This is a genomic window from Streptomyces sp. R21 (genome assembly GCF_041051975.1).
Lineage (GTDB): Bacteria > Actinomycetota > Actinomycetes > Streptomycetales > Streptomycetaceae > Streptomyces.
The window spans coordinates 8,503,167-8,527,316 of the sequence record NZ_CP163435.1 but is presented as its reverse complement, the minus strand read 5'-3'; the positions used below and the strand labels follow the sequence as shown (position 1 = coordinate 8,527,316).

At 70.8% G+C, this 24,150-nt stretch carries 25 protein-coding genes and 1 pseudogene; 12 read left to right on the top strand and 14 right to left on the bottom strand.

Annotated elements, in window-relative coordinates; genetic code table 11:
- Positions 1-115: 115 nt before the first annotated feature.
- A complete protein-coding gene (locus tag AB5J56_RS37995; RefSeq protein WP_369243038.1) occupies positions 116-553 on the bottom strand; it encodes a DUF4442 domain-containing protein in 438 nt (145 codons plus the stop codon).
- Positions 554-639: 86 nt separating this feature from the next.
- On the opposite strand from AB5J56_RS37995, the gene AB5J56_RS37990 reads away from it, so the two are divergent.
- From AB5J56_RS37990 to AB5J56_RS37980, 3 genes are all read left to right on the top strand, one after another.
- Positions 640-1,620: a hypothetical protein gene (locus tag AB5J56_RS37990; protein WP_369239805.1), complete on the top strand. Its 981-nt coding sequence runs from the start codon at positions 640-642 to the stop codon at positions 1,618-1,620.
- Positions 1,621-1,685: 65 nt separating this feature from the next.
- Positions 1,686-2,726, top strand: coding sequence for a hypothetical protein (locus AB5J56_RS37985; protein WP_369239803.1), 1,041 nt, complete (start codon positions 1,686-1,688; stop codon positions 2,724-2,726).
- 86 nt (positions 2,727-2,812) lie between these two features.
- Positions 2,813-4,150, top strand: a complete 1,338-nt coding sequence (locus AB5J56_RS37980; RefSeq protein ID WP_369239801.1) for an MFS transporter — start codon at positions 2,813-2,815, stop codon at positions 4,148-4,150.
- On the opposite strand, the gene AB5J56_RS37975 is transcribed toward AB5J56_RS37980, so the two are convergent.
- From AB5J56_RS37975 to AB5J56_RS37965, 3 genes are all read right to left on the bottom strand, one after another.
- Entirely contained in the window at positions 4,112-4,957 is an 846-nt protein-coding gene (locus AB5J56_RS37975) for a spermidine synthase (RefSeq protein WP_369239799.1), read from the bottom strand. The two genes, AB5J56_RS37980 and AB5J56_RS37975, sit on opposite strands and share 39 nt — an antisense overlap.
- Before the next feature lie 106 nt (positions 4,958-5,063).
- Positions 5,064-6,233 (bottom strand): elongation factor Tu, encoded by a 1,170-nt coding sequence (gene tuf / locus AB5J56_RS37970; RefSeq protein ID WP_369239797.1) that lies wholly within the window; start codon positions 6,231-6,233, stop codon positions 5,064-5,066.
- A gap of 324 nt (positions 6,234-6,557) precedes the next feature.
- The gene (locus tag AB5J56_RS37965) at positions 6,558-7,292 is read right to left on the bottom strand and encodes a DNA alkylation repair protein (protein WP_369239795.1); all 735 of its coding nucleotides are present in this window, start codon (positions 7,290-7,292) and stop codon (positions 6,558-6,560) included.
- Positions 7,293-7,341: 49 nt separating this feature from the next.
- Between AB5J56_RS37965 and AB5J56_RS37960 the strand changes: the two genes are divergently transcribed.
- On the top strand, positions 7,342-8,121 hold the full coding sequence (locus AB5J56_RS37960) for a TVP38/TMEM64 family protein (protein ID WP_369239793.1): 780 nt from the start codon (positions 7,342-7,344) through the stop codon (positions 8,119-8,121).
- Positions 8,122-8,188: 67 nt separating this feature from the next.
- Here the strand turns inward: AB5J56_RS37960 and AB5J56_RS37955 are convergent, their stop codons facing one another.
- Positions 8,189-9,358, bottom strand: coding sequence for an acetyl-CoA C-acyltransferase (locus AB5J56_RS37955; RefSeq protein WP_369239791.1), 1,170 nt, complete (start codon positions 9,356-9,358; stop codon positions 8,189-8,191).
- A 147-nt stretch (positions 9,359-9,505) separates the two neighbouring features.
- On the opposite strand from AB5J56_RS37955, the gene AB5J56_RS37950 reads away from it, so the two are divergent.
- Positions 9,506-9,967, top strand: a complete 462-nt coding sequence (locus AB5J56_RS37950) for a winged helix-turn-helix transcriptional regulator (RefSeq protein ID WP_369239789.1) — start codon at positions 9,506-9,508, stop codon at positions 9,965-9,967.
- A 28-nt stretch (positions 9,968-9,995) separates the two neighbouring features.
- Here AB5J56_RS37950 and AB5J56_RS37945 read toward each other — a convergent pair whose 3' ends face one another.
- From AB5J56_RS37945 to AB5J56_RS37935, 3 genes are read right to left on the bottom strand one after another with little or no spacing between them, the layout of a single operon-like run.
- On the bottom strand, positions 9,996-10,754 hold the full coding sequence (locus tag AB5J56_RS37945; protein WP_369243036.1) for a cupin domain-containing protein: 759 nt from the start codon (positions 10,752-10,754) through the stop codon (positions 9,996-9,998).
- Positions 10,751-11,686, bottom strand: coding sequence for a PmoA family protein (locus tag AB5J56_RS37940; protein WP_369239787.1), 936 nt, complete (start codon positions 11,684-11,686; stop codon positions 10,751-10,753). Before AB5J56_RS37940 ends, AB5J56_RS37945 begins: the two co-directional genes overlap by 4 nt.
- Positions 11,683-12,906: a Gfo/Idh/MocA family protein gene (locus tag AB5J56_RS37935; protein ID WP_369239785.1), complete on the bottom strand. Its 1,224-nt coding sequence runs from the start codon at positions 12,904-12,906 to the stop codon at positions 11,683-11,685. The genes AB5J56_RS37940 and AB5J56_RS37935 overlap by 4 nt, the downstream gene beginning before the upstream one ends.
- Before the next feature lie 329 nt (positions 12,907-13,235).
- Between AB5J56_RS37935 and AB5J56_RS37930 the strand changes: the two genes are divergently transcribed.
- Positions 13,236-14,111, top strand: coding sequence for an undecaprenyl-diphosphate phosphatase (locus AB5J56_RS37930; RefSeq protein ID WP_369239783.1), 876 nt, complete (start codon positions 13,236-13,238; stop codon positions 14,109-14,111).
- Here AB5J56_RS37930 and AB5J56_RS37925 read toward each other — a convergent pair.
- Positions 14,108-14,701 carry a carboxymuconolactone decarboxylase family protein gene (locus AB5J56_RS37925; protein WP_369239781.1) on the bottom strand — a complete coding sequence of 198 codons (594 nt, stop codon included), beginning with the start codon at positions 14,699-14,701 and terminating at the stop codon, positions 14,108-14,110. The two genes, AB5J56_RS37930 and AB5J56_RS37925, sit on opposite strands and share 4 nt — an antisense overlap.
- An 85-nt stretch (positions 14,702-14,786) precedes the next feature.
- On the opposite strand from AB5J56_RS37925, the gene AB5J56_RS37920 reads away from it, so the two are divergent.
- Positions 14,787-15,158: a winged helix-turn-helix transcriptional regulator gene (locus AB5J56_RS37920; RefSeq protein ID WP_369239779.1), complete on the top strand. Its 372-nt coding sequence runs from the start codon at positions 14,787-14,789 to the stop codon at positions 15,156-15,158.
- 105 nt (positions 15,159-15,263) lie between these two features.
- A complete protein-coding gene (locus AB5J56_RS37915; RefSeq protein ID WP_369239777.1) occupies positions 15,264-15,443 on the top strand; it encodes a hypothetical protein in 180 nt (59 codons plus the stop codon).
- An 84-nt stretch (positions 15,444-15,527) separates the two neighbouring features.
- Here AB5J56_RS37915 and AB5J56_RS37910 read toward each other — a convergent pair.
- Positions 15,528-16,071, bottom strand: a pseudogene (locus tag AB5J56_RS37910) (DUF4291 domain-containing protein).
- A 196-nt stretch (positions 16,072-16,267) separates the two neighbouring features.
- Between AB5J56_RS37910 and AB5J56_RS37905 the strand changes: the two are divergent.
- Both AB5J56_RS37905 and lnt read left to right on the top strand, forming a co-directional pair.
- The gene (locus AB5J56_RS37905; protein WP_369239775.1) at positions 16,268-16,753 is read left to right on the top strand and encodes a nuclear transport factor 2 family protein; all 486 of its coding nucleotides are present in this window, start codon (positions 16,268-16,270) and stop codon (positions 16,751-16,753) included.
- A 132-nt stretch (positions 16,754-16,885) separates the two neighbouring features.
- The gene (gene lnt / locus AB5J56_RS37900) at positions 16,886-18,532 is read left to right on the top strand and encodes an apolipoprotein N-acyltransferase (RefSeq protein ID WP_369239773.1); all 1,647 of its coding nucleotides are present in this window, start codon (positions 16,886-16,888) and stop codon (positions 18,530-18,532) included.
- Here the strand turns inward: lnt and AB5J56_RS37895 are convergent.
- A complete protein-coding gene (locus tag AB5J56_RS37895) occupies positions 18,450-19,361 on the bottom strand; it encodes a Gfo/Idh/MocA family protein (RefSeq protein WP_369239771.1) in 912 nt (303 codons plus the stop codon). The two genes, lnt and AB5J56_RS37895, sit on opposite strands and share 83 nt — an antisense overlap.
- Positions 19,362-19,627: 266 nt before the next feature.
- Between AB5J56_RS37895 and AB5J56_RS37890 the strand changes: the two genes are divergently transcribed.
- Positions 19,628-20,140 carry a DinB family protein gene (locus AB5J56_RS37890; RefSeq protein WP_369239769.1) on the top strand — a complete coding sequence of 171 codons (513 nt, stop codon included), beginning with the start codon at positions 19,628-19,630 and terminating at the stop codon, positions 20,138-20,140.
- Between the two features lie 162 nt (positions 20,141-20,302).
- Complete coding sequence (locus tag AB5J56_RS37885) at positions 20,303-20,803, top strand: hypothetical protein (RefSeq protein ID WP_369239767.1); 501 nt, start codon at positions 20,303-20,305, stop codon at positions 20,801-20,803.
- A gap of 54 nt (positions 20,804-20,857) precedes the next feature.
- Here the strand turns inward: AB5J56_RS37885 and AB5J56_RS37880 are convergent, their stop codons facing one another.
- The 3 genes from AB5J56_RS37880 to AB5J56_RS37870 all read right to left on the bottom strand — a co-directional run bounded on the left by AB5J56_RS37880 (position 20,858) and on the right by AB5J56_RS37870 (position 23,953).
- Positions 20,858-21,412 (bottom strand): hypothetical protein, encoded by a 555-nt coding sequence (locus tag AB5J56_RS37880; RefSeq protein WP_369243034.1) that lies wholly within the window; start codon positions 21,410-21,412, stop codon positions 20,858-20,860.
- 187 nt (positions 21,413-21,599) lie between these two features.
- Positions 21,600-22,283, bottom strand: a complete 684-nt coding sequence (gene ung, locus AB5J56_RS37875) for a uracil-DNA glycosylase (RefSeq protein WP_369239765.1) — start codon at positions 22,281-22,283, stop codon at positions 21,600-21,602.
- A gap of 89 nt (positions 22,284-22,372) precedes the next feature.
- Positions 22,373-23,953 carry an ABC transporter substrate-binding protein gene (locus AB5J56_RS37870; protein ID WP_369239763.1) on the bottom strand — a complete coding sequence of 527 codons (1,581 nt, stop codon included), beginning with the start codon at positions 23,951-23,953 and terminating at the stop codon, positions 22,373-22,375.
- Positions 23,954-24,150 lie beyond the last annotated feature (197 nt).

Genomic DNA, 24,150 nt, shown 5'->3' with positions numbered 1-24,150 from the left:
GTGCGGCCGGTCCGAGCCGGCCGCACAAAGGAACACGAAGGAATGCAAAAAGACAGGTATACGCGGCTGAGGTCACCCCTGTCCATGGGGCGACCTCAGCCGCGCACCGGCTGACTCAGCCGTTCGGGCGGAGCGTCCAGACGACAGTCATCTCGCCGGTCACGGCGCCGTCCGCGCGCTGGATGGCGATGGCGACGGGGAACTCGGGACGCTCACCGGCGTCGAGTTCGGCGACGACCTCGGCGGCGGGGCGGCCGAGCGTCGCGGTGGCCGTGACGGGGCCCATCGCGAGCTTCTTGTAGGCGATCTCGGCGCTGACGGCGAGCGGCACGGCACGCGAAAGCTGGTCGCCGAACGCGGCGAGGACGATCGCGCCGCTGGCCGACTCCCCCAGCGTGAACATCGCTCCGGCGTGCGGGCCGCCGACATGGTTGTGGAAGTCACCCTGGTCCGGCAGTGCCACCACGGCCTTCTCCGGGCTGGTCTCCACGAACTCGAGGTTCAGCGTCCGGGCCATCGGCACCGTGGCGGCGAGCATCTCGCCGATCGACATCTGGTCTGCGCTCATGCGCCGAATGTTACCCACGAGTAGCAAACTTTGACCAGCGTCGCGCTGTGATCGTCGTATCGTTGCGCCTCATGTGGCCAGGAGAGCAGCCGCCCGGGGGCGAGCAGAACCCGCAGCATCCGCAGAACTCCGGACTCGGCGGTCAGCCGAATCCCTACCAGCAGCCGGGATACCAGCAGCAGAATCCATACGCCCAACAACAGGCGCCCGCACCGTGGAACGCGCCGACCGTCACGGCGGGCGCTCCGGTGCCGCCGTCCAGCGACCGCGGACGCCGGACGAAGATCGTCGCGATCGCCGCGGCCGCGGCCGTCCTGGTCACCGCGGGCGTCACCGGTTACGCGGTACTCGGTGGCGGCAAGGACGACGGGGCCGATCCCGGGCCGACCAAGTCCGCCTCCCAGCAGGCGAGTCCGAGCGACAACCCGCGCGGAACGGGCGGCGACCAGAAGCCGACCGTCGCCGGATGGAAGACCGTTCTGAACCCCGCGCGCGGCATCGCGTTCGACGTACCGGCGGAGTGGGCTCTGAAGTCGACCAGCTGGGTCACGTACTTCGCGGAGGACGACGACCCCAACGAGACGCCCCTCATCGGCATGGCGGCCCCCGCGATCCTCAAGGAGGAGTGGTGCGGCTCCGATGACGACAAGGACGGCAACAAGGAGTACATGAGCCTCGCCGCCGCCGGCACCCGGGGCAACGACAGCGCGAAGAGCCCCGAGGACGCCGCGGGCACGGACGCACGGACATGGGTCTACGGCGGGTACACCCAGCCCGACAAGAAGCTGGTCAAGTCCGGCCCTGTGACGTCGTACACGACGAAGTCCGGCATCAAGGGCGCTTTGGCCACGGCGTCGTCGTCCGGTGTGAAGAAAACGCAAAAGTGTGACAGCGACGGGAAGGCCACCACCTTCGCCTTCAAGGACTCCTCGGGCGACATCGCGTCGTGGTCGTTCTTCGGCGCCAAGGGTGTATCCGAGGAGGTACCGGACACGACTGTGCGGAAGATCCTGAGCACCATACGTCTGTATGACGCTCCGTCGGACTCCTGACCGGTACATGGCTGACGAAGACCAGTGACCGAAACGTGTCACACGCGGCACTAGTCTTACTGCCCATGTGGCCAGGACAGCAGCCGCCCGGGGGCGAGCAGAACCCGCAGGACCAGAACCCGTACCAGCAGCCGGGGTACCAGCAGCCGAATCCGTACCAGCAGCCCGGATACCAGCAGACGGGCTATCAGCAGCCCAACGCGTACGGGCAGCAGCCGCAATGGGGGGCTCCGGCGGAGCCCCTCGGGGTGCCCCAGGCGTCCGGCGGCGGCAACGGCGGTGGAGGCGGCAACAAGACGAAGATCACCGCGATCGTGGCGGCCTCGGCCGTCGTGATCGCGGCCGGCGTCACCGGCTATCTCGTCCTGGGCGGCGACAAGGACAAGGAGGCGGGCGGCGACCCGTCCAAGTCCGCCAAGCCGTCGGTCTCCACGTCCGCGAGCCCCAGCTCCAGCGGTGACGACAACCCGCGAGGCGGCGAAGACGACGCGGACAAGCCGACGATCGCCGGCTGGAAGGTCGTGATCAATCCCAAGTGGGGCACGGCCTTCGACGTTCCGGCGGACTGGGAGGTGCTGTCGTCCGGCACCTTCATCGGCTTCGACGACAAGAACAAGGACGACACCTCCACGATCATCGGCATGTCCGCGCCCGCCTTCCTCAAGGAGGACTACTGCACGTCCGACGAGGACAAGGACGGCCACAAGGAGAGCTCGGCGCTGGCCGCCGCGGGCACCAAGGGGCAGAGCGGCGCGAAGAACACCAACGACATCGCGCGCAACGACTCGGCGTGGTGGGTCTTCGGCGGGTACACGGACCAGAAGAACGCCTCGAAGAAGCTGCTCACCATCGGCAAGCCCAAGGCGTACAAGACGGCTTCGGGCGTCGAGGGCAGCGTGGTGACCACGTACTCGTCCGGTGTCCCCAAGGAGGGCAAGTGCGACACCGACGGCAAGGCGACCACGTTCGCCTTCAAGAACGGCGACGGCGACTTCGTGTCCTGGACGTTCTACGGGGCCAAGGGTGTGAGCGAGGAAGTGCCGGACGCCACGATCCAGAAGATCCTCAGCACGGTGCGGCTGCACGGGGACGGCGAGGAGTCCTGAGCAGCGCACGGCCGATCCGGACGGCCCGTTCCTGATCCCGTCCAAATCGTTTGGCAAGTCGGGCGGTCGGCGGCGATAGTCACCCGGTGACCCCAGCCGCCGCCTCCTCCCGACGTTCGCGCCGCCCCTCCTGGGCGGGCCGCAACTACACCCTGCTGACCGCCGCCGCGATCGCCACGAACCTGGGCAGCCAGGGCGCGCTGATCGCCTCGGCGTTCGCCGTGCTCGACTCGGGCGGCGACGGAGGGGACGTCGGACTGGTGGCGGCGGCGCGGACGCTGCCCCTGGTGCTCTTCCTGCTGATCGGCGGCGCCGTCGCGGACCGCCTGCCGCGCCATCGGGTGATGGTCGCGGCCAACACCCTCAACTGCCTCTCGCAGGCCGCCTTCGCGACCCTCGTCATCACCGGGGAGGCGCAGCTGTGGCAGATGATGCTGCTGAGCGCGCTCGGCGGCACCGGCCAGGCGTTCTTCAACCCGGCGGCCGAGGGCATGCTGATGTCCTCCGTCGAAGGCGAGCAGGTGAGCCGCGCCTTCGCGCTGTTCCGGATGGCGACGCAGGGCGCGGGCCTGGGCGGCGCGGCCCTCGGCGGCGCGCTGGTGGCCGCGATCGGCCCCGGCTGGGTGCTCGCCGTCGACGCGGCCATGTTCGCCGTCGCCGCGGCGCTGCGCTCCTTCCTCGACGTCAGCCACATACCGCCGCGCAAACCTGGCGGCGGTCTGCTCGCCGATCTCCGTGACGGCTGGCAGGAGTTCGTCGGGCGGGCGTGGCTGTGGTCGATCGTCGCCCAGTTCGCCGTCGTGGTGGCGGTCGTCGGCGCCGCCGAATCCGTCTACGGCCCCTTGGTCGCCCGGGAGAGCCTCGGCGGGCCGGGCCCATGGGGTCTGGCCCTCGGCGCGTTCGGCCTCGGAACCGTCGGCGGCGCCCTGCTGATGATGCGCTGGAAGCCCCACCGCATGCTCCTCGCCGGCACGCTCTGCGTCTTCCCGCTCGCCCTGCCGAGCGCAGCCCTCGCGGTGCCCGTACCGGTCGGCGCGCTGTACGCCGTGATGTTCGTCAGCGGCCTGACGATCCAGGTGTTCGGCGTTGCCTGGATGACCGCGCTGCACCAGGAGATCCCCGAGGACATGCTCTCGCGCGTCTCGGCGTACGACTGGTTCGGCTCGATCGCGATGACGCCGCTGGCGCTCGCCCTGGCGGGCCCGGCGGAGCAGGCATTCGGCCGTACCGCCTCGTTGTGGGGCTGCGCCACGCTGGTCGTCGTGGTCACGGCGGCGGTGCTGTGCGTGCCGGACGTACGGAATCTGACGCGCCGGACCAGGCCGGTGACGGGGCGGACTTCCCTGCCGGAGGCCGAGGGCGGGCCGACGGGTGCCGGGGGCGGGTCAGCCGATGGTGAAGGAGCCGTCGGGGGGCTCGGGTGAGGGGACCGCGTCCACGTCGTGCACGGGTTGCGCGGCGCCGATGAACTCCCGCAGCGCGGCGCCGTGTTCGACGCGTGCGGGGAAGGCGTCGGAGGCCGTACGGCGAGCCAGCACGGCCGTGTCGAGCGGGCGGTGGGAGGCCAGCAGCACCGCGTTGCCGAAGCGCCGACCGCGCAGCACGCCCGGTTCGGCGATGACGGCGAGCTCCTCGAACACCGCGGAGAACGTGGCGAGTTGGGAGCGCAGGAAGGCGAAGGGCGCGGCGTCGGCGAGGTTGGCCAGGTAGACACCATCGGCGCGCAGGGCACGCTCGGCGGCGGCCGCGTACGCCACGGTGGTCAGGTGCGCCGGGACGCGTGAGCCGCCGAAGACGTCCGCGATCAGGATGTCGGCGCAGTCCGCGGGGGCCGCTTCCAGCCAAGTACGGGCGTCCGCGGCGTGCAGCGTGATGCCCGCGTCGTCCGGCACGGGCAGGTGCTCGGTGACGAGGGCGAGCAGCCCGCGGTCGGCCTCGACGACGTCCTGCCGCGAGCCGGGCCGCGTCGCGGCGACATAGCGGGGCAGCGTGAGCGCGCCCCCGCCGAGGTGCAGCACGTCCAGCGCCCGCCCCGGCTCGGCGACGGTGTCCAGCACATGCCCGAGCCGCCGCGCGTACTCGAACTCCAGATGTGTCGGCGCGTCCAGGTCGACGTACGACTGCGGTGCCCCGTCGACCGTGAGCAGCCACGCCCGCTTCCGGTCGACGTCCGGCATCAGCTTGGCGGTCCCGTGATCCACGGCCCGTGTCACGGGTATCGGCTCGTCCACCTGTCCATTGTGGGGGTACGGCGGGACACCGGTCGCCTCGCACAGGTGTGGGGGACCGCGCGAACGGCCACAGCCGTCCCGCGGTCCCCCACACCCCCTCAAGCCGTCAGCCGACGGCCGTGACCGTCCCCGCGCCGACCGTGCGCCCGCCCTCGCGGATCGCGAAGCCGAGGCCGGCCTCCAGTGGCACGTCGCGGCCGAGCTCCACCGTCATCGTGACGGTGTCGCCGGGGCGGGCGACCGCCGTCTCGCCGAGGTCGACGTCGCCGACCACGTCCGCCGTGCGGATGTAGAACTGCGGCCGGTACCCGGTGGAGACCGGTGTCGAACGGCCCCCCTCGCGGGTCGACAGGACATAGACCTGCGCGGAGAACCGGCGGCTCGGCACGACACTGCCGGGCGCCGCGACGATGTGCCCGCGCCGCACCGCGTCGCGGGGCACGCCGCGCAGCAGCAGCGCCACGTTGTCCCCGGCCTGCGCCTCGTCCATCGGCTTGCCGAAGGTCTCCAGGCCGGTGACGACCGTGTCGACGTCGGCGCCGAGCACTTCGACGCGGTCGCCGACCCGGATCGTGCCGCGCTCGACGGCACCCGTGACCACCGTCCCGCGGCCGGTGATCGTGAGCACGTTCTCGACCGGCAACAGGAACGGCGCGTCCAGATACCGCTCCGGCATCGGTACGTACGTGTCCACCGCGTCCAGCAGCGCGTCGATCGCCGCCGTCCAACGGGGGTCGCCCTCCAGCGCCTTGAGCCCCGAGACCCGTACGACCGGTACGGAGTCGCCCCCGTAGCCGTGCGCGGTGAGCAGCTCACGGACCTCCAGCTCGACGAGGTCGGCCAGCTCCTCGTCGCCCGCGTCGGCCTTGTTGAGGGCGACGACGATGTGGTCGACGCCCACCTGGCGGGCGAGCAGCACGTGCTCGGCGGTCTGCGGCATGATCCCGTCGAGCGCGGAGACGACGAGGATCGCCCCGTCGAGCTGGGCCGCGCCCGTGACCATGTTCTTCACGTAGTCGGCGTGGCCCGGCATGTCCACGTGCGCGTAGTGCCGGGTGTCGGTCTCGTACTCGACGTGCGAGATGTTGATGGTGATGCCGCGGGCGGCCTCCTCCGGGGCGCGGTCGATGCGGTCGAACGGGACGAACGTGCCGGAGCCGCGCTCGGCGAGGACCTTGGTGATGGCGGCGGTCAGGGTGGTCTTGCCGTGGTCGACATGACCCATGGTGCCGATGTTCAGGTGCGGCTTGGTGCGCACGTAAGCCGTCTTGGGCATGGCTGTACCTCGAAGCCTCTTCAGTGTCAGCGGAACTGTGACTGAGTGATGGCCCCGGCGCGGAGCGGCCGGGACGGGGACCCCAAGGACTTGCCGACCCTCCCCCTGCGGGGTCCGCCGGACGATCCGGGAAGGGTCAGCTTCGGGCGCCGTCGACAGCGGCCGCGATGATCGGGACGGCAGCCTTCGGCGCATCCGCGACTGCGGATGCTGCGAGGAGGAAGGCGTACCGGAACATGAGGCGATCATCGCCGACGCGTCTGGCCACGTCGAATGGTTTTTCGCGCCGCCGAGTCGGGCGTTGCGGGGGTTTCTTCCGGTGCTTCAGGGGCCGATGTTCTTGAGGGCCTCGCGCACCGACAGAGGCGCGAGGCGCCCCCGCTCCTGGGTGACGAAGGCGCGTACGGCCTCGGGGTCCGTCTTCGCGTACTCGCGCAGGCACCAGCCGACCGCCTTGCGGATGAAGAAGTCGGGGTGTCCGGACTGCCGCAGGCAGTACGCGAAGAGCCGTTCGGTGTCCGTCGCCTCCTTGTGGCGCAGCTGGTGGAGCAGGGCGGTGCGGGCCACCCACAGGTCGTCGTCCTCGATCCACGCGTCCATGTCGGCCTTCAGGGCGGGATCGGCGGCCACCAGGCCTCCCACTACGTGGGAGGCGAGCAGGTCGACGGTGTCCCACCAGGAGACCGTGGCGACGAGATGGTGTGCCACCGGGAGGAACCCGGACGTCAGCCGCTTCACATGGCGGCGCAGATAGTCGACGGCGAAGTACTGGTACTCGCGCTCGGGCAGCTGCCAGCAGCGCACCGCGAGCGCCGTGCAGTCGGCTTCGTCGGGGCGGGGCGTGCCGTCCACGACGGTGCGCGACAGGGCACGGCGCTCGGGTGTCGTCAGGCCGAGGAAGGGCGCGATGTCCTTCATGTACGCGCGCATCGACACGGCCCGCTGCGGATCGGCCGCCGCGGCGTACGTGACGGTGAGTCGCTCCAGCAGAGTGTCCGCGAGGGTGCTGTCCGGCACCTCGAACCGAACATCCGACGTTCCGGAAGCTGTGACGCCCATGAGACGAACCATACGGCGCCCACACACATTGGTCGGTTAGTGTCACCGGATGCTCGATGCCACCACCCGCTCTGGGGGCACCGCCACGGCCGTCCCCCCGGCCACCGCCACGGAGCTCGCCGCCGTCGCGGAGTTCGCCCTCGCCACGCCCACGGGCCTGACCGCCCGCTGCACCAGAGTCCTGCTCTCGCCCTGGTCGAGACTGTCGCTGCTCGTGGTGCTGCTCGCGGCGGCCGCGTCCGGCGTGCTGCTGTTCCATCCGCAGCGAGTGCTCTCCGACGGCTGGCCACCCGAGCTCGGCGGCGCCGCGGCCGCCGCGGTGTTCGCGGTGGCGTACGGGCTGTGCACGGTCGCGTTCGTGCCCCGGCCGCTCCTCAACCTGGCGGCGGGCGCCCTCTTCGGCTCCCAGGCGGGCCTCGGCACCGCGCTCGCGGGCACGGTGCTCGGGGCGGGCGTCGCCTTCGGGCTCGGCCGCATCCTCGGGCAGGACGCGCTGCGGCCCTTGCTCCGCGGCCGCTGGCTGAAGGCCGCGGACGGGCAGCTCAGCCGGCACGGCTTCCGCTCGATGATGGTGGCCCGCCTGTTCCCGGGCGTGCCCTTCTGGGCGGCCAACTACTGCGCGGCCGTCTCCCGCATGGGCTGGCTGCCGTTCCTTCTGGCCACGGCACTGGGCTCGATCCCGAACACGGCCGCGTACGCCGTCGCCGGCGCCCGGGCCTCGGCGCCGACGTCGCCCGCCTTCCTGATCGCGATGGGGTTCATCGCGCTGCCGGCCCTGATCGGCGCGGTGGTGGCCTGGCGGAAGCGCCACCACCTGCGCGGCCACTGAGCCGGCCGTACGCGTCCTGAACCGCTGCCGGCCCCGACCGGCTTCGCGTCCTGAACCCTTTCGCGTCCTAAACCGCTTCGAGCACCATCGCGTTGGCCAGTCCGCCCGCCTCGCACATCGTCTGGAGGGCGTAGCGGGCGCCTCGGGCGCGCATGGCGTGGACGAGTGTGGTGGTCAGCCGGGTGCCGCTGGCGCCGAGCGGGTGGCCGATGGCGATCGCGCCGCCGTGCACGTTGACCTTGGCGAGGTCGGCGCCGGTCTCCTGCTGCCAGGCGAGGACCACGCTGGAGAACGCCTCGTTCACCTCGAAGAGGTCGATGTCGTCGATGGTGAGGCCCGCCTTGCGGAGCACCTTCTCCGTGGCCGGGATGACTCCGGTCAGCATGAGCACGGGGTCGGAGCCGGTGACGGCGAAACTGTGCAGCCGGGCGATCGGGCGCAGGCCGAGACGGTCCGCCGTCTCGCTCGCCATGATGAGCACGGCCGACGCGCCGTCGTTGGTGGGGCTCGCGTTGCCCGCCGTGACGGACCAGTCGATCTGCGGGAACCGCTCGCCGAAGGCCGGGTCGTAGTAGGCGGGCTTGAGTCCGGCGAGTATCTCGGTGGTACTGGCGGGACGGACGCTCTCGTCGCGCGTCACACCCTCCAGGGGAGCGACCTCGGCGTCGAACAGGCCCTTGTCCCAGGCCGCGGCCGCCTTCTGGTGCGAACCGACCGCGAAGGCGTCCATCCGCTCGCGGGAGATGCCCCACTTGGCGGCGATGAGCTCGGCGCTGATGCCCTGCGGCACCAGGCCCTCCGGGTAGCGCTCGGCGACCCCCGGCCCGAACGGGTCCTTGCCCGCGGGCACGTTCGACCACATCGGCACGCGGCTCATCGACTCCACACCGCAGGCCACGACGATGTCGTACGCGCCTGACTGGACGCCCTGCGCCGCGAAGTGCACGGCCTGCTGGGAGGATCCGCACTGCCGGTCCACCGTGGTCGCGGGCACCGTGTCGGGGAAGCCCGCCGACAGCACGGCGTACCGAGTGGTGTTCATGGCCTGCTCGCCGACCTGGTCGACGGTGCCGCCGATGACGTCGTCGATGAGCGCCGGGTCGACGCCGGAGCGCTCGACGAGGGTGCGCAGGGTGTGGGCGAGGAGTTCCACGGGGTGGACATGGGCGAGGGCGCCGTTCGGCTTGCCCTTGCCGATGGGGGTGCGTACGGCTTCGACGATCACAGCGTCACGCATGGGATGCCTCTCAGGTCCGTGCAGGTCCAGTTCAACGATTGATCGAGTTTGGATTGCAAACTCATAAGTTTGGAATTCAAACCCTCCAAGTGACCCGAGAGTAACATGGCGAGTTGGAACAACCAACCCACCCCCTAGACTGATCTCATGAAGGACGCCCGACCCTGCTCGATCGCCGCCACGCTCGCCCTCGTCGGCGAGAAGTACTCCCTGCTGGTGCTGCGCGAGGTGACGCTCGGCGCCACCCGCTTCGACCAGCTGGTACGCAACATCGGCGCCCCGCGCGATGTACTGACCGCCCGTCTGAAACGGCTTGTCGAGGCCGGCATCCTGGAGAAGGTCGAGTACAGCGAGCGCCCCACGCGCTACGAGTACCGGCCCACCCGGGCCGGCCTGGAGCTGGAGCCGGTGCTGCTCACGCTGATGGCCTGGGGCGACCGGCATCTCCAGGAGGGCGACTTCCGCCCGATGGTCCTGGAACACATCTGCGGACACGAACTGGTCCCGCAGATCACCTGCCGAGAATGCGGCCAAGAGGTCGAACACCACGACCTGACGGCCCACCCGCAGTCACCGGGGTGGACGGCGACAGGGCCCGTCCCCGCCTGAGCGGGAACGGGCCCATGGCCGACAGGCGTCAGACGGTCCCGTCGTAGACGTCGAGCCGTCCGCACATCCCGAACCGGCCGTACGCGGACGGCTGTTCGGCTCGTACGGCGGCGTCGGCGAGGTGGGATGTGTCGCCGCGCTCCAGGCGGTCGAGCTGCTCGCCGGTGGCAGCGGCGGCGGCCTCGGCGCCGCGGTGCCAGCGCTCACGCCAGTCGGCGAGCCGGGGTCGTACCAGCGCGGCCGCGGCCCGGTGGAACGCGGCGAGCGGCTCGGGTCCCTCGGCCTCGCGAAGCGCGCGGTAGCCCTCCAGGGCGAGGTCGCGCCGGGCGCGTGCGATCCGCTCGCGCTCCGCCTCGGGCGCGTCCGCCGGGATGACCGTGGCGCTCGCGTACGTCTCGGGGTCGGTCAGATACCACGGCGGCAGTGTGAGCACGGCGTCGCCCGCCTCCGGCAGTCCGTTGTTCTGCATGAGGACCGTGATGCGCAGGTCGTCCTCGTTGACCAGTCGGTGGATGGTGCCGGGCGTGAACCAGGCGACCGTGCCGGGCGCGAGCGGCGTGACCTCGTACCCGGCGGCGGTCAGCGTCTGCACCGCCCCACGCCCGCCGGTGACGACGTACGCCTCCGAACAGGTCAGGTGCATATGGGGAGTTCCCCCGCAGACGCCGTCCGCCGCGGGCCAGTCGTAGACGGACAGGTGCGACACGGCCACGGCGCCCGGCAGCCCGGCGAAACCGGGGCGCGCGTCGGCGCCGCCCTGCGCGTCCGTTCCCGCGCGCGGGCTCACCACGGGTGCGCCTCCAGGTACTTGGCGACCTCCTCGCGCTCCCAGGCACCCTCCGCCACGACCACGCGGTAGCGGCGGGTGAGTGTCTCGCCGGGGGCGAGTTCCAGTTCGTCGAAGAAGGCGAGGGAGGGGGCGACGGCGGCGAACGGTTCGTTGCGCACGAACCAGTGGGCCGGGTGGGCGCCCGCCGCCCCGGCGTGGTCGTTCTCGGGGGCATGCACGAAGACGAGCGTGGCGTGGCCGTCGGCGCCGTCGTGCTCGCCCGAGTAGGCGAGCCACGGGGCCTGTTGCCCCATCAACTCGGGACCCTCGGAGTCGGGTCCGATGACCCGCCCGTCCCGGAAGGCGCGCGGGCCACGCCAGAACAGGCCCGTGTAACCCGCCATCTCGCGTCCCGCGGTGGTCGGGCTGCCGAAGCGCAGCGGCTCCTCGCGCCGGTTGGTGACGGCGGTGGTCCAGGTCAACGCCCAGGAACCCGAGGCCGGATCGACGTCGTGCACCTCGATACGGCGCTCCTCCTCGGCCCACAGATCACCGTCGTACGGATGCCAGGTGAGGCGTTCGGCGATGACCGCGCGGCCGTCCGCCGTGGCCACCTCGTCGAAGGCGATGTGCGCCATCGACCCGACCCGCTCGGGGAGTTCGAGATATCCCTCTCCATGAACGTATGTGTTGCCGCCCCACAGGTTCTGGCCCGAGAGGTGCGAGACCGTCATCTGCAGGCCCTTGTGCCAGCGGTGGTCGTTGGGCCGGTAGTCCGTGACCGCGGTGCCCGCGAGCGTCCGCAGCGGGTGCAGATACGGCTTCGGAGCCTCCCAGGCGGCCTCCGGCCGGTAGACGTAACTCAGCAGCTCGACGCCCGTGGTGACGTCGCTGATCGTGATGCGCTCGCCGTGCGTGTGGACGACGCGCAGACCCCCGCGACCGGTCATGCCGGCACCTCCCCCTCGCTGACGGGCACCGACGGCCCGGCGACCTCGGACGTGACCGGTGCCCAGCCCGGCGCGCCCCCGTGCAGGGCGTCGTAGTACGAGTCCCCCGGACCGATGTCCCCGGCATGCACGGTCGTGTCCGTGAACGCCGACTTGTAGAGGGCGGTGATCAGCTCCAGGCTGGTGCGCCCGTCGGCGCCGCTGCTGCGCGGCCGCTCGCCCGCGCGCATGCTCGCGACCAGGTCCCGCAACTGCGCGAGGTGCGAACTCGGCACATCCGCACCGAAGTCCCGCCAGGCCGCCACGTCCTCCTCCGGCACGCCCGGCGCCGGAGTGATGCGCCAGTGCGCGTTGCTGTGTCCGTAGAGGTGGGTGAGTTCGACGGTGGCGCGTTCGCAGTCGATGCGGATGCGGCTCACCTCGTCGGGGCTCAGGACGCTGTTGACGACGGTGGCCAGTGCCCCGTTCCCGAAGCGCACCAGTGCCGTCGAGACGTCCTCCGTCTCCACGTCGTGCACCAGGCGCCCGGCCATGGCCCGCACCTCGCTCCACGGCCCCATCAGGTCGAGGAGCAGATCCATCTGGTGGATGCCGTGTCCCATGGCGGGCCCGCCGCCCTCCGTCTGCCAGCGGCCGCGCCAGGGGACGGCGTAGTAGGCGGTGTCGCGGTACCAGGTGGTCTGGCAGTGCGCGACGAGCGGCCGGCCCATGGCCTCCTCCGCGATCAGTCGCTTCACGTGCCGGGCGCCCGAGCCGAACCGGTGCTGGAAGACGATCGCCGCGTACGGTCCGCCGCCCAGGCCCTCCTCCGCCTCGATGGCGTCGAAGTCGGCGAGCGTCGGGACCGGCGGCTTCTCGCACCACACCCAGGCGCCGGCGCGCAGCGCGGCGACGGTCTGCGCGCGGTGCACGGTGGGCGGGGTGCAGATGGTGACCAGGTCGGGGCGCTGCTCCTCGAGCATGCGGTCCAGGTCGGTGTACGCGTGCGGGATGCCCGCGTCCGCGCAGAGCGCCTTCACCGCGTCGCCGTCGATGTCGACCGCGGCGACGATCTCCGTCTCGCCCTCGTCGGCGAGGGCGGCGAGTGCGGGCAGGTGGGAACCGCGCGCGATGGCGCCCGCGCCGATGACGGCGGCCCGGATGCGGCGGCCGTCGAACGAGGAGGCGGGGCGTCTGTCTGTCGCGGTCTCGGGGGTGGTTGCGTTGCGGGGTGTGCTCATGGACGTGATCAGCGCTCCATCGGACGTGAGGACGTGACGTCAGACGTCGGCCAACGCATGGTGACTCCGGAGGACCCGGCGACAGCAAGCGCTTTCTCTTCTGCTGCAACGTATGCGGCACTCCGCCGCTGGTCAACACCGTGGACTCCGCGACTCCGGGTCGCCGGGCCGGCCTCCGCCCTCTCCGCCTGCGAAACCCCTGTGGCGGGCCTGTAACGGCGGGACGCTACGCTTCCCCACAACACCCTTGATCACCGCGCGCGATCCGGCGCGCCCGCCGCCCGCCTCCGTCGCCCCTTCGACGATCAGCACTTGGATCACGTAACTTCATGTCTTGGTTTGAATCCCTCATCCTCGGACTCGTCCAGGGGCTGACCGAATTCCTGCCCGTCTCCTCCAGCGCGCATCTGCGGCTGACCGCGGCGTTCGCGGGCTGGGAGGACCCGGGGGCGGCATTCACGGCGATCACGCAGCTCGGCACGGAGGCCGCGGTGCTGATCTACTTCCGCAAGGACGTCGGGCGGATTCTCGCGGCGTGGTCCCGCTCCCTGACGAACAAGGCGATGCGCAGCGATCACGACGCGCAGATGGGCTGGCTGGTGATCGTCGGCTCGATTCCGATCGGCGTGCTCGGCGTGACGCTCAAGGATCAGATCGAGGGTCCGTTCCGCGATCTGCGGGTCACCGCGACGATGCTGATCGTCATGGGCGTGGTCATCGGCATCGCCGACCGGCTCGCGGCGCGCGACGAGACGGGCGGCAGGCACCGCGCGGCCAAGCAGCGCAAGACGCTCGTGGACCTCAACACCAAGGACGGCCTGCTCTACGGCGTCTGCCAGGCGATGGCGCTGGTCCCGGGCGTCTCCCGGTCCGGCGCGACCATCAGCGGCGGCCTCTTCATGGGCTACACCCGCGAGGCGGCGGCCCGTTACTCCTTCCTCCTCGCCATGCCGGCCGTACTCGCCTCCGGCACCTTCGAGTTGAAGGACGCCGCCGAAGAGGGCCATGTCTCGTGGGGTCCGACCATCTTCGCGACGATCATCGCGTTCGCGGTCGGTTATGCCGTCATTGCGTGGTTCATGAAGTTCATCTCGCACAAGAGCTTCATGCCGTTCGTCTGGTACCGGATCGCGCTCGGCATCGTGATCATCGCGCTGGTGGCGACGGGCGCGCTGAGCCCGCACGCGGCGGAGTCTGCGGGCTAACGCCCGTCCGGGAACCCAGGCCCGTCCGAGGAGGCCGCCGGAAACGCCGCCGCCCAGGGTTCCCCCTCCACCCGCACGCCGTTCGCGACGTACGCGATGGTGCGGTACCAGCCCGCGAGGACCAGCAGTTCCAGGGACTCGCGCTCGTCGAGATGAGCGCGCAGGCCGCTCCATGCGGCGTCGCTCAGCTGCGAGCCGGCGTGGAGTTCGTCCACGGCGTGCAGCAGCGCCGACTGCCGGGCGGACCAGGCCGGGTCGTCGGGAGCGCCGGTCGCGGTGAGGGCGACCTGTTCGGCGGTGAGTCCGGCCGCTTCGGCGTAGGTCGCGATGTGGACGCCCCACTCGTAGGCACAGCCGCTGCGGGCGGTGACACGGGCGATCACGAGTTCCCGGTCGGCGTCGCTCAGGCGCCCGTGGACGAGGAGTCCCGCGCCGAGTGCCCGCATGCGCGAGGCCAGTTCGGGGTGGCGTTCCAGGACCTTGAACAGCATCAGGGGCTCGCGGGCGACACCGGGCGGCATCCACCGGTGCAACGCGCGGTCGGTTTCCGGCTCGTAGGGCGGCGTGACGCCGTCGATGCGCTGCTTCATGACCAGAACTCTTGCGCTTCTGAAATCGAAGCGCAAGAGTGAGGCTTGAGCAGGCGTTGATCGACTCCGTTCGAGAGGCACACACTTGGCCACGAACCCCGACCCGGATCCGCATCCCCTCGCCTCCGGGACACCGACCCCCGGCCGCCCGGTACGCGGCTCGACGACCGGCCGTCCCGTCATGGCGGCCCTCGATCTCCTCGGCAGACGCTGGGCCCTGCGCATCATCTGGGAACTGCACCGGGGCGGCGCCGCGCTCGGCTTCCGCGATCTCCAGCGCCGCTGCGACGACATGTCCTCCAGCGTCCTGTCCACCCGCCTCACGGAACTCCGTGAGGCGGGCATCACCACCGTGACGGCCGCGTCGACCTGGCAACTCACCCCGCTGGGCGACGACTTGGTGGCCGCGATGCAGCCTCTGCTCGCGTGGTCGCGCGCCTGGGCGGAACGGGGGTGAGACCCGGGTCGACTGATCCCGGCGCCGCCGGCCGTGACCAACCACATACGTGATGAGTAGCCGACTGGTAGCGCAGTGTCAGTCCTTGCCCCTAGGCTTGTGGCCATGTCCCCCGACTCGATCTCCTCTGGTTCCGTGCGTTCTGCGGCGGCGTTAAACGAACAGATTCGCGCGCTGTGGATGCGCACCAGTGGCACGCTGTCCGCCCAGGAGCGCGCCGAGTACGAACTGCTGGTCGTGGAATGGGCCGCCGCGATACGGGGAGAGGTCATCAAGGCGGCCTGAGCCGCGACTCCGGCGCCACACCAGCACTAAGACCCCAGGACCTGAGGGCGTGACGACTCACCGCCCCGATCTTCGGGGGTCGGCCTATGACCGCAGATGCTCCAGGACGTCGCCGTCGAGTGGGTAAGGACGTTCCTCGGGCAACAGCGCCGCCGCGCGGTCGAGTTCCCCGGCGTACGAAAGCGTGGATCTCCGTCGCAAGCGGCGTCACGTCATCGATCCCCACGATCCACTCGTCCGCGAACCGTGCAGCCGCCTCGCCCGCGAGCCCCAACTGCAGCGATCGGTACGGCAGCGGGTTCAGCCGAAGATCTCGCTCGGGGTCCCACTGGACCCGAGCGGGCGCCCTCTTCAACTGCCGCTTCCAGTCGCCCGCGTCCGCATGCAGCCCCCGCACGTAGTGCGAGAGGCAGGCGTTCCGCAACGCCCACTCGAAGCCCTCACGGCGAATCTCCACGGCCCGCACGGTCTCCTGGCTCTCCTTGGTACCCCAACCGCAGCGGTACATCATCCAGAGGAACGAGGGCTTGATCCACGTCATCCGGTCGCGCTTCCAGGCCGCCGGGAAGCGGTTGTCCCGGGCGGCGGGCCGGCCGATCGCGGGGGCGTACGCCTGGTAGACGGTGATCGTGGAGGGCGTATGGCGTGCTCGGACGCGGAAGGTGGGCTCTGCGGCGGGCGGTCGGTCGGAGGCTCGACCGGTGGCCCGATCAGCGGATTGATCGTTCACGGGTACCAGCGTGCGGTGTGGGAACCGGTCCCGGCCAACGAATATCATTGCGCGCCCTCTTGGCGCGACACGCTCCGTGGCCAACACTGTGCCGATGACGCAGCGTGTGGAGCTTGCGACGGTGATGGACCGGTTGGCCGTCGACGACATCGTCACCGAGTACGCAGTGGCGGTGGACGACGGTGACTGGGAGGCCTACCGAAGGCTGTTCACGCCGGACGGACGGGCCGACTACCGCTCGGCCGGTGGCATCGAAGGAGACGCCGCCGAGGTCTCGGGGTGGCTCGCGCAGAGCATGCAGTTGTTTCCCATGCGCCAGCATCTGATCATCAACCGGCTCCTGCGGTTCGAGATCCTGGACGGAGACACCGGCGACACGGCCCGGATCCAGGCCGACTATGTCAATCCGATGCGGTTCGCGGGGCACGACGCGGCGTCCACGGCGCCCGACTTCGTGTGCGGCGGCCGCTACGCGTTCGGGCTGTTGCGTACCGACGAGGGCTGGCGGCTGCGCGCCGTGGTCGTCCAGGAGAAGTGGCGCCGCACCGCGCAGCACCCTCCGGAGCCGGCGCCCTCCTGAACAGGCGCCCGCCGACGCGCGCCGGTCCGACGCGCGCCCCACCAACAGGCGCCCCGCCGGAGAATGCCCCCTGTCGGAGATCGTCTCCGGCGCGCACACTGAAGGCACCCATGGGGTGTAGGGAGGCGCCGTATGAAAATGCCCAGGAGCTGGCTCGACTCCCCATGGCGGCGTGGCACGCTCGCGGCGCTGGCCGGCGCCCTCCCCGTGTTCGCCTTCCCGGCCCCGTCCTTGTGGTGGTTCGCGTACGTCGCCCTGGTGCCGTGGATCCTGCTGATCCGCTCGGCGCCGACGGGACGGCGGGCCGCGTACGACGGATGGCTGGGCGGGTTCGGGTTCATGCTGGCCGTGCACCACTGGCTGCTGCCGAGCCTGCATGTCTTCACCGTGATCATCGCGGCGCTCCTCGGCGCGCTGTGGGCCCCCTGGGGCTGGCTCGTACGACGGTTCCTCGCGGGGCCGCCGTCGTCGGCTGGACAGGCCGTGGGCGTGACGTCGGCCCGTCGAGGCGCGCGTGCTCCGTCCCCCGGCCAGGTCGTGGCCGCGCTCGTGGTGCTGCCGTCGGGCTGGCTGATGGTCGAACTCGTCAGGTCCTGGCAGGGGTTGGGCGGGCCGTGGGGCCTGCTCGGGTCGAGTCAGTGGCAGGTGGAGCCCGCGCTGCGGCTCGCCTCGGTCGGCGGGGTGTGGCTGCTCAGCTTCCTGGTGGTCGCGATCAACGTCGCGGTCGCCGTACTCGTGTCGGTGCGTGAGTCCCGTATCCCCGCCGTGGCCGTCCCGGCCGTGGCGGGGTTGGTCGCCACGGCCGCCGCGACATCGGCGGCCTGGGCATGGGCGCCGCGTCCGGAGGCGGACGGCCGGGTGCGGATCGCCGTCGTACAGCCCGGTGTCGTCGACGGCATCGGCAGCGGCGACAAGCGCTTCGCCCGCGAGGAGAAGCTCACCCGCGCGCTGGCCGGTCAGGACGTGGATCTGATCGTCTGGGGCGAGAGCAGTGTCGGTTTCGACCTCGCCGACCGCCCCGACCTGGCTAGTCGGATTTCCAGACTCTCTCGTGAGCTCAACGCCGACATACTCGTGAACGTCGACGCCCGCCGCTCCGACCGGCCCGGGATCTACAAGAGTTCGGTCCTGGTGGGGCCGCAGGGCCCGACCGGCGACCGCTACGACAAGATGCGGCTGGTCCCCTTCGGCGAGTACGTCCCCGCGCGTTCCCTGCTCGGCTGGGCGACCTCGGTCGGCAAGGCGGCGGGCGAGGACCGCAGGCGTGGCACCGAGCAGGTGGTGATGGACGTCGGACACGGGCTGCGCATCGGCCCGATGGTGTGCTTCGAGTCGGCGTTCCCCGACATGAGCCGGCATCTCGCCCAGGACGGCGCCGAGGTGCTCCTCGCGCAGTCGTCGACGTCGTCGTTCCAGCAGAGCTGGGCCCCGGAGCAGCACGCGTCGCTGGCGGCGCTGCGGGCCGCCGAGACCGGCCGTCCGATGGTGCACGCGACGCTGACCGGTGTCTCCGCCGTCTACGGTCCGAGCGGCGAGCGCGTCGGCTCCTGGCTCGGTACGGGGGCGAGCGCGTCGGCGGTGTACGACGTGCCGCTGGCACGCGGTGTCACCCCGTACGTCCGGTACGGCGACTGGCCGGTGCACGGAGCCCTGCTGGTGCTGGCCGCCCTGTGCGCCACGGAGGGCGCCCGGACCCTCAGGCTGCGGCGGACCGCTCCTGGATCGCCCGTACCACCCGCTCGCACAGTTCATGAGTCGCCAGCGCGTCCCGGGCGCTGAGCACCTTGCCCGCGCGGACGGCGTCGAGGAAAGCGAGCACCGCCTGCTCGATGCCGCGCTGCCGGGCCACCGGCACCCAGTCCCCGCGCCGCCGCACGGTCGGCTGCCCCTTGTGATCGACGACCTCGGCGAGGTTGAGCACCTGACGCTTCGTGTCCTGCCCGGAGACCTCCAGGATCTCCTCGGCGGACCCACTGAGCCGGTTCATCACGCCGAGCGCCGTGAAGCCGTCCCCGGCGAGTTGCAGCACGACGTGGTGCAGCAGCCCGTCCTCGACCCGGGCCCGCACGGTCACGTCGTCGACCGGCCCGGGCACCAGGAACCGCAGGGTGTCCACGACGTGGATGAAGTCGTCGAGGATCATCGAGCGGATCTCCTCGGGCAGCCCGATGCGGTTCTTCTGCATCAGGATCAGCTCGCGCGGGTGGTCGGCGCACTGCGCGTACGCGGGTGCGCAGCGGCGGTTGAAGCCGACGGCCAGGCTGACGTTCCGCTCCTCCGCGAGCCGCACGAGACGCTCGGAGTCGGCGAGTTCGTACGCGAGCGGCTTGTCGACGTAGGTCGGTAGGCCCGCCTCCAGAAGCCGCGTCACGATCTCGGGGTGCACGGCGGTGGGCGCGTGCACGAACGCCGCGTCGAGGCCCTGAGCGAGCAGAGCACCGAGGTCGGTGTGGCGCTGCGCGTCGGGGAGGTGGAGCGTGTCGGCGACCCGGGCGAGGGTCGCCGGCGTCCGCGTCTGGAGGTGCAGCTCGACCCCGGGCAGCGCGCCCAGGACCGGCAGATAGGCCTTCTGCGCGATGTCGCCGAGTCCGATGCAGCCGACCTTCACAGGGGTCTCCTCAGGGAGTGCGCGCCGGGTTTCAGGCCACCGGGTGCAGGCCGGATCTCGACCTCACCGGAAGCATACGGCGGCTGCGGCGGCCGCCGGTCGGCGAAGGCCGGCGAGCACGACCGCGGAGGCCGCCGAGCACGACCGCGAAGGTCAGCGAGCACGACCGCGATGGTGGCGAGCACGACCGCGTCCTCGATGGCCCGGTCGCGGGCCGCACGGAAAACACCGTGCCCCTCCCCACCCCGCTCCGCGATGATGCGGCCATGACCATCGAACGCACCGAACCCGCGAACAACGCCGACGAGCGCACCATGCTGGAGGGCTGGCTCGACTACCACCGCCGGACCCTCGCGATGAAGTGCGCGGGACTGGACGACGCCCAGCTCAGAACCGCTTCCGTGCCGCCCTCCGAGTTGTCCCTGCTGGGTCTCGTGCGGCACATGGCGGAGGTGGAGCGGAGCTGGTTCCGCAAGGTCCTCGTGGACGACAACCCGGGGCCGATCTATTTCAGCGACGAGGACCCGGACGGCGAGTTCCATCTCACCGAGGCAGACACCTGGGAGGAGGCCCACGCCACCTGGCAGGCCGAGATCGAGATCGCCCGGCGCAACGCGGCGCGCTTCGCCCTGGACGACGCCTCCGTGGGCAAGAGCCGGTTCACCGACGAGCCCTTCAGCCTCCGCTGGATCTACACCCACATGATCGAGGAGTACGCGCGCCACAACGGTCACGCCGACCTGCTCCGGGAGCGCGTCGACGGCGCCACCGGCGACTAGGGACCGGCGATCAGGGACCGGGCCCGGCGGTACACAGCTACCAGGCCCGGCGTCACACCGGACGCACCGGCGCCCTCCGGAGGAGCGGAAGGATCACCCGTGCGGGGCATCCTCCGCTTGTCCGCTCCCCCAAAGCGGTCCCGACACAGCAGAGTTGCGCGGGTGCATCGAACGAGGACCACCGCAACGCTCCTGGTCACCGTGGCTGTCACCGCCCTCTCCGGCTGTGTGACCGTCCAGCGACCACTCGTCCCCGGCCCGTCGGCCGCGCCGTCCCGGCCGTCGGAACCCCGCCCCGACGGCAAGGCAGGGCCGCAGAAGCCAGACCCGCAGATCGTGCAGGCGCCGGCCAAGGAGGCGCTGGAACTCATCGGACCGTCCCGGAAGCCGTCGCCGGGCACACGGGCGAAGAACCCGGCGGCGGACCCAGCCGCAGCCGCACCCGAAGAAGCGTCAGGGACCACTCCGCGCCGCCGGCACCCCGCCCCGAAGCCGAAGGAGAGGCGGGAGCCGCACCGGCCCGCACCGCACACCGTCGGCCCGGCCGTGCCCAAGGGCGTCCCGATGAACCAGCAGGACGTGTGCGCCCTCGGCAGGAAGTACGGCGGCTGGAAGGCGGACAGCCCGGAGTCGGTCATCTGCAAGGGGGCGTACGGCCGTTGACGAACGGTCCGGCACGCGCCCACAGGGCAGCGCACGGTTGAGGACCGGGAGACGCTACGGCCTCTGTCGCGGCGGTCCGAGCGTCTCCCCTCCGGGACCGTCGAAGGGCCGCGACTCCTGCGCCGATGTGCCGTCCTCCGCTGCGAGCCTCAGCTCCAGGCGGCCGATCGCCGCCCGGACGCCGTCCCCGTAGGGATCGTCCCCGAGGGCGCCGACCGCTCCGCGCGCCCGGCGCAGATGGCTGCGGGCGGCCTCGGAGCGGTTGAGCTTCACATAGTCGGCGGCCAGGTTCAGATGCAGCGACGGGTAGAACGCGCGCACCGCGAGTGACTGGTGGTGCTCGGCCACCCGCCCGTCGGTGAGCTCGTCGGCCGCCGACAACGCCCGTAGATCCCAGGCGAGTTCGTCCGAGGGGTCGTCCTGGGTGTCCGCCATGTAGTGGGCGAGCATGCAGCGGTGCAGCGGGTCGCCGGCCTCCCCGATCTCCGCCCACAGGTCCAGGAAGCGGCCCCGAGCCTCCTCGCGGTCACCGCCGTGGTGCAGCATGACGACCTGACCGATCCGGGTCATCACGGCGTCCGGCGCCGCCTGCTCCTGTTGCTCCGCCACCGCGTCCTCCAGGCTCGTCACTGTCCTTCAGACGCTAACCGCAGCCACCGGCAATCCCGCTCAGGCCGCTCCGTGCACCGCCGGCCCGGGGCCTGTCCGGCGGACAGGCCCCGGGCGTGACGGTCCCGGCTCAATGGCCGTCCCGGCCCGGTGACGGTCCCGGCCCGTCGGCTTGCTGGTCAGCCGGTCAGCCCAGGTTCGGAACGGTCCAGTCGATCGGGTCGTGCCCCTGCTTGGCGACCGCCTCGTTGATCTGCGTGAACGGATGCGAGCCGAAGAACTTCTTCGCGGACAGCGGCGAGGGGTGCGCGCCCTTGACCACGGCGTGCCGCTCCTCGTCGATCAGCGGGAGCTTCTTCTGCGCGTAGTTGCCCCACAGTACGAAGACCGCCGGGTCGGGGCGGTCGGCCACCGCGCGGATCACCGCGTCCGTGAACCGCTCCCAGCCCTTGGCCTTGTGCGAGTTGGCCTCGCCCCCGCGCACCGTGAGGACCGCGTTGAGCAGCAGGACGCCCTGCTGGGCCCACGGCATCAGATAGCCGTTGTCCGGGATGGGGGTGCCCAGCTCCGCGTTCATCTCCTTGTAGATGTTGCGCAGCGACGGGGGGATCTTCACACCGGGCCGGACGGAGAAGCACAGACCGTGCCCCTGGCCCTCGCCGTGGTACGGGTCCTGACCGAGGATCAGCACCTTCACCTGCTCGTACGGCGTCGCGTCGAGCGCGGCGAAGACCTCCTCCCGCGGAGGGTGGACGGGGCCCTTCGCGCGCTCCTCCTCGACGAACTCGGTGAGTTCCTTGAAGTAGGGCTGCTCCAGCTCGTCGCCCAGGACGCCGCGCCAGGACTCGGGCAGCATGGCGGTGTCGGTCACGTCAACTTCCTCCGTTGTGCGATCACTTCCAGGCCACAGAACCTACAGGCGACCACTGACAATCGGATCCGACCCCCGGGCTGCCGGGGCTACCAGCTGGTCTTGCGGGACAGCTCCCACATCATCATGATCGTCGACGGGTCAAGCGCCTGCTCGACTCCAGCGATCTCCTCGCTCGCGGCGAGGTACTGCTTGCCCTGCCACAGCGGCAGCAGCCGGGCGTCGTCGACGAGGATCTGCTGGGCTTCCTCGAACTCCTTGACCACGGCTCCCCGGTCGCTCTCGCGGCGCGACTCGGGCAGCAGGGTGTCGGTGATCTTGGGGGACGGGTAGGGCGTCCCGAGCGCGTTCTGCTCGCCGACGAAGGGCGCGATGAAGTTCTCGGCGTCCGGGAAGTCGGGGAACCAGCCGCGCCCGAACACCGGGTACTCGCCCTTGCGGTACCCCGCTTCGTACGTCTTCCACGGACGGCCCTTGAGAGTGACCTTGAAGAGGCCGGAGTCCTCGAGCTGCTGCTTCAGTTCCTCGAACTCGGGTCGGGTCTCGGAGCCGTACCGGTCGGTGGTGTACCAGAGGGTGAGGGGGACGTGGCCGGTGATGCCCGCCTCCAGGAGGAGCTTGCGGGCCTTGGAGGAACTGGGCTCGCCGAAGTCGTCGAAGAAGCCCGTGGTGTGCCCCGCCAGTCCCTTCGGGACCATGGAGTACAAGGGGTCGACGGTGTCCTTGTAGACCTTGTGCGCGATGGCCGCCCGGTCGACGATCTGCGCGACCGCCTTGCGGACCGCGACCTTCCTGGCCCACGGGTCCTTCGGGTTGAACACCAGGTAGCTGATCTCGATCCCCGCGCCCTCGACGAGTTCGAGGCCCTGCTGCGAGGCATGGCTCTGGAGGGAGACGACGTCCGAGGCGGCGAGGCCACGCAAGGTGACGTCGATCTTCTTGTCCTTCAGGGCCTGGACCATCGGGGCCGAACTCTGGAAGTAGCGGATGGTCACCGCGTCGTTCCTGAGCTGGGCGAAGCCCTTGTAGTGGTCGTTCCTGACGAGTTCGGCCTCCTTTCCGTCCTCGTACGACTTCAGGCTGTACGGCCCGGACCCGAAGACCTTGCCGTCCTTGCGCAGGGCGTCGGCGGGATAGTCGTCGGGGTCGACGATCGACATGGCGGGCGTCGCGAGGACGAACGGGAAGGTCGCGTCGGACTTGTTGAGGTGGAAGACGATCTCGTGGGTGCCCAGCACCTGGACCCGGTCGAGGCTTCCCAGCAGGCCCGCGGGACCGCCGCTCACGTTGATCTTCCTGATGCGGTCGATGGAGTGCTTGACCGCCCGGGCGTCGAGCGTGTCGCCGTCGGAGAACTTCATGTCCGCGCGCAGGATGCAGCGGTAGGTGCGGTTCGCGGTGTCCGTGAACTTGCAGCTCTCGGCCGCGTCGGGCTGCGGCGTCGTCGCACCGGAGGGGTAACTCAGCAGCGTCTGGTAGATGTTGCGGAACAGCTCCCAGGAGCCGTCCCAGGAGGCGGCCGGATCCAGTGTGCTGGGGGCACTGGTCGTGCCCACGACGATCGGTCCCTTGTCGTCGGACGATCCCGAGGAGAGCACTCCGCATCCGGCCACCAGGGATATGGAGGTGATCGCCGCCAGTTGTCGTAGACATTGGTTCCGGTTGAACACGCGCTCGCTCCTCGATCTGCCATACCAAGGGTCGGCAGACCATACCGCAGAGCCCCGCCGGGTGAACCCCTTCCCAACGGGGGCACTTGATCAGCGCGCTTATGACGACGTTGTCAGACGACTGTGCGCCGGTTGTGCGTCGAGTTGTACGTGTTGTACGTCGGCGCGGACGCGCTTTCTGTCCGGGCGCGCCCGCG

Coding starts and splice junctions, on each gene's coding strand:
- AB5J56_RS37960 (WP_369239793.1), top strand. CDS start 7,342: ATGCTCGATGCCACCACCCGCTCTGGGGGCACCGCCACGGCCGTCCCC.
- AB5J56_RS37990 (WP_369239805.1), top strand. CDS start 640: ATGTGGCCAGGAGAGCAGCCGCCCGGGGGCGAGCAGAACCCGCAGCAT.
- AB5J56_RS37995 (WP_369243038.1), bottom strand. CDS start 553: ATGTCGATCGGCGAGATGCTCGCCGCCACGGTGCCGATGGCCCGGACG.
- AB5J56_RS37905 (WP_369239775.1), top strand. CDS start 16,268: ATGACGCAGCGTGTGGAGCTTGCGACGGTGATGGACCGGTTGGCCGTC.
- AB5J56_RS37985 (WP_369239803.1), top strand. CDS start 1,686: ATGTGGCCAGGACAGCAGCCGCCCGGGGGCGAGCAGAACCCGCAGGAC.
- AB5J56_RS37950 (WP_369239789.1), top strand. CDS start 9,506: ATGAAGGACGCCCGACCCTGCTCGATCGCCGCCACGCTCGCCCTCGTC.
- AB5J56_RS37915 (WP_369239777.1), top strand. CDS start 15,264: ATGTCCCCCGACTCGATCTCCTCTGGTTCCGTGCGTTCTGCGGCGGCG.
- AB5J56_RS37930 (WP_369239783.1), top strand. CDS start 13,236: ATGTCTTGGTTTGAATCCCTCATCCTCGGACTCGTCCAGGGGCTGACC.
- lnt (WP_369239773.1), top strand. CDS start 16,886: ATGAAAATGCCCAGGAGCTGGCTCGACTCCCCATGGCGGCGTGGCACG.
- AB5J56_RS37935 (WP_369239785.1), bottom strand. CDS start 12,906: ATGAGCACACCCCGCAACGCAACCACCCCCGAGACCGCGACAGACAGA.
- tuf (WP_369239797.1), bottom strand. CDS start 6,233: ATGCCCAAGACGGCTTACGTGCGCACCAAGCCGCACCTGAACATCGGC.
- AB5J56_RS37955 (WP_369239791.1), bottom strand. CDS start 9,358: ATGCGTGACGCTGTGATCGTCGAAGCCGTACGCACCCCCATCGGCAAG.
- AB5J56_RS37940 (WP_369239787.1), bottom strand. CDS start 11,686: ATGACCGGTCGCGGGGGTCTGCGCGTCGTCCACACGCACGGCGAGCGC.
- AB5J56_RS37890 (WP_369239769.1), top strand. CDS start 19,628: ATGACCATCGAACGCACCGAACCCGCGAACAACGCCGACGAGCGCACC.
- AB5J56_RS37965 (WP_369239795.1), bottom strand. CDS start 7,292: ATGGGCGTCACAGCTTCCGGAACGTCGGATGTTCGGTTCGAGGTGCCG.
- AB5J56_RS37925 (WP_369239781.1), bottom strand. CDS start 14,701: ATGAAGCAGCGCATCGACGGCGTCACGCCGCCCTACGAGCCGGAAACC.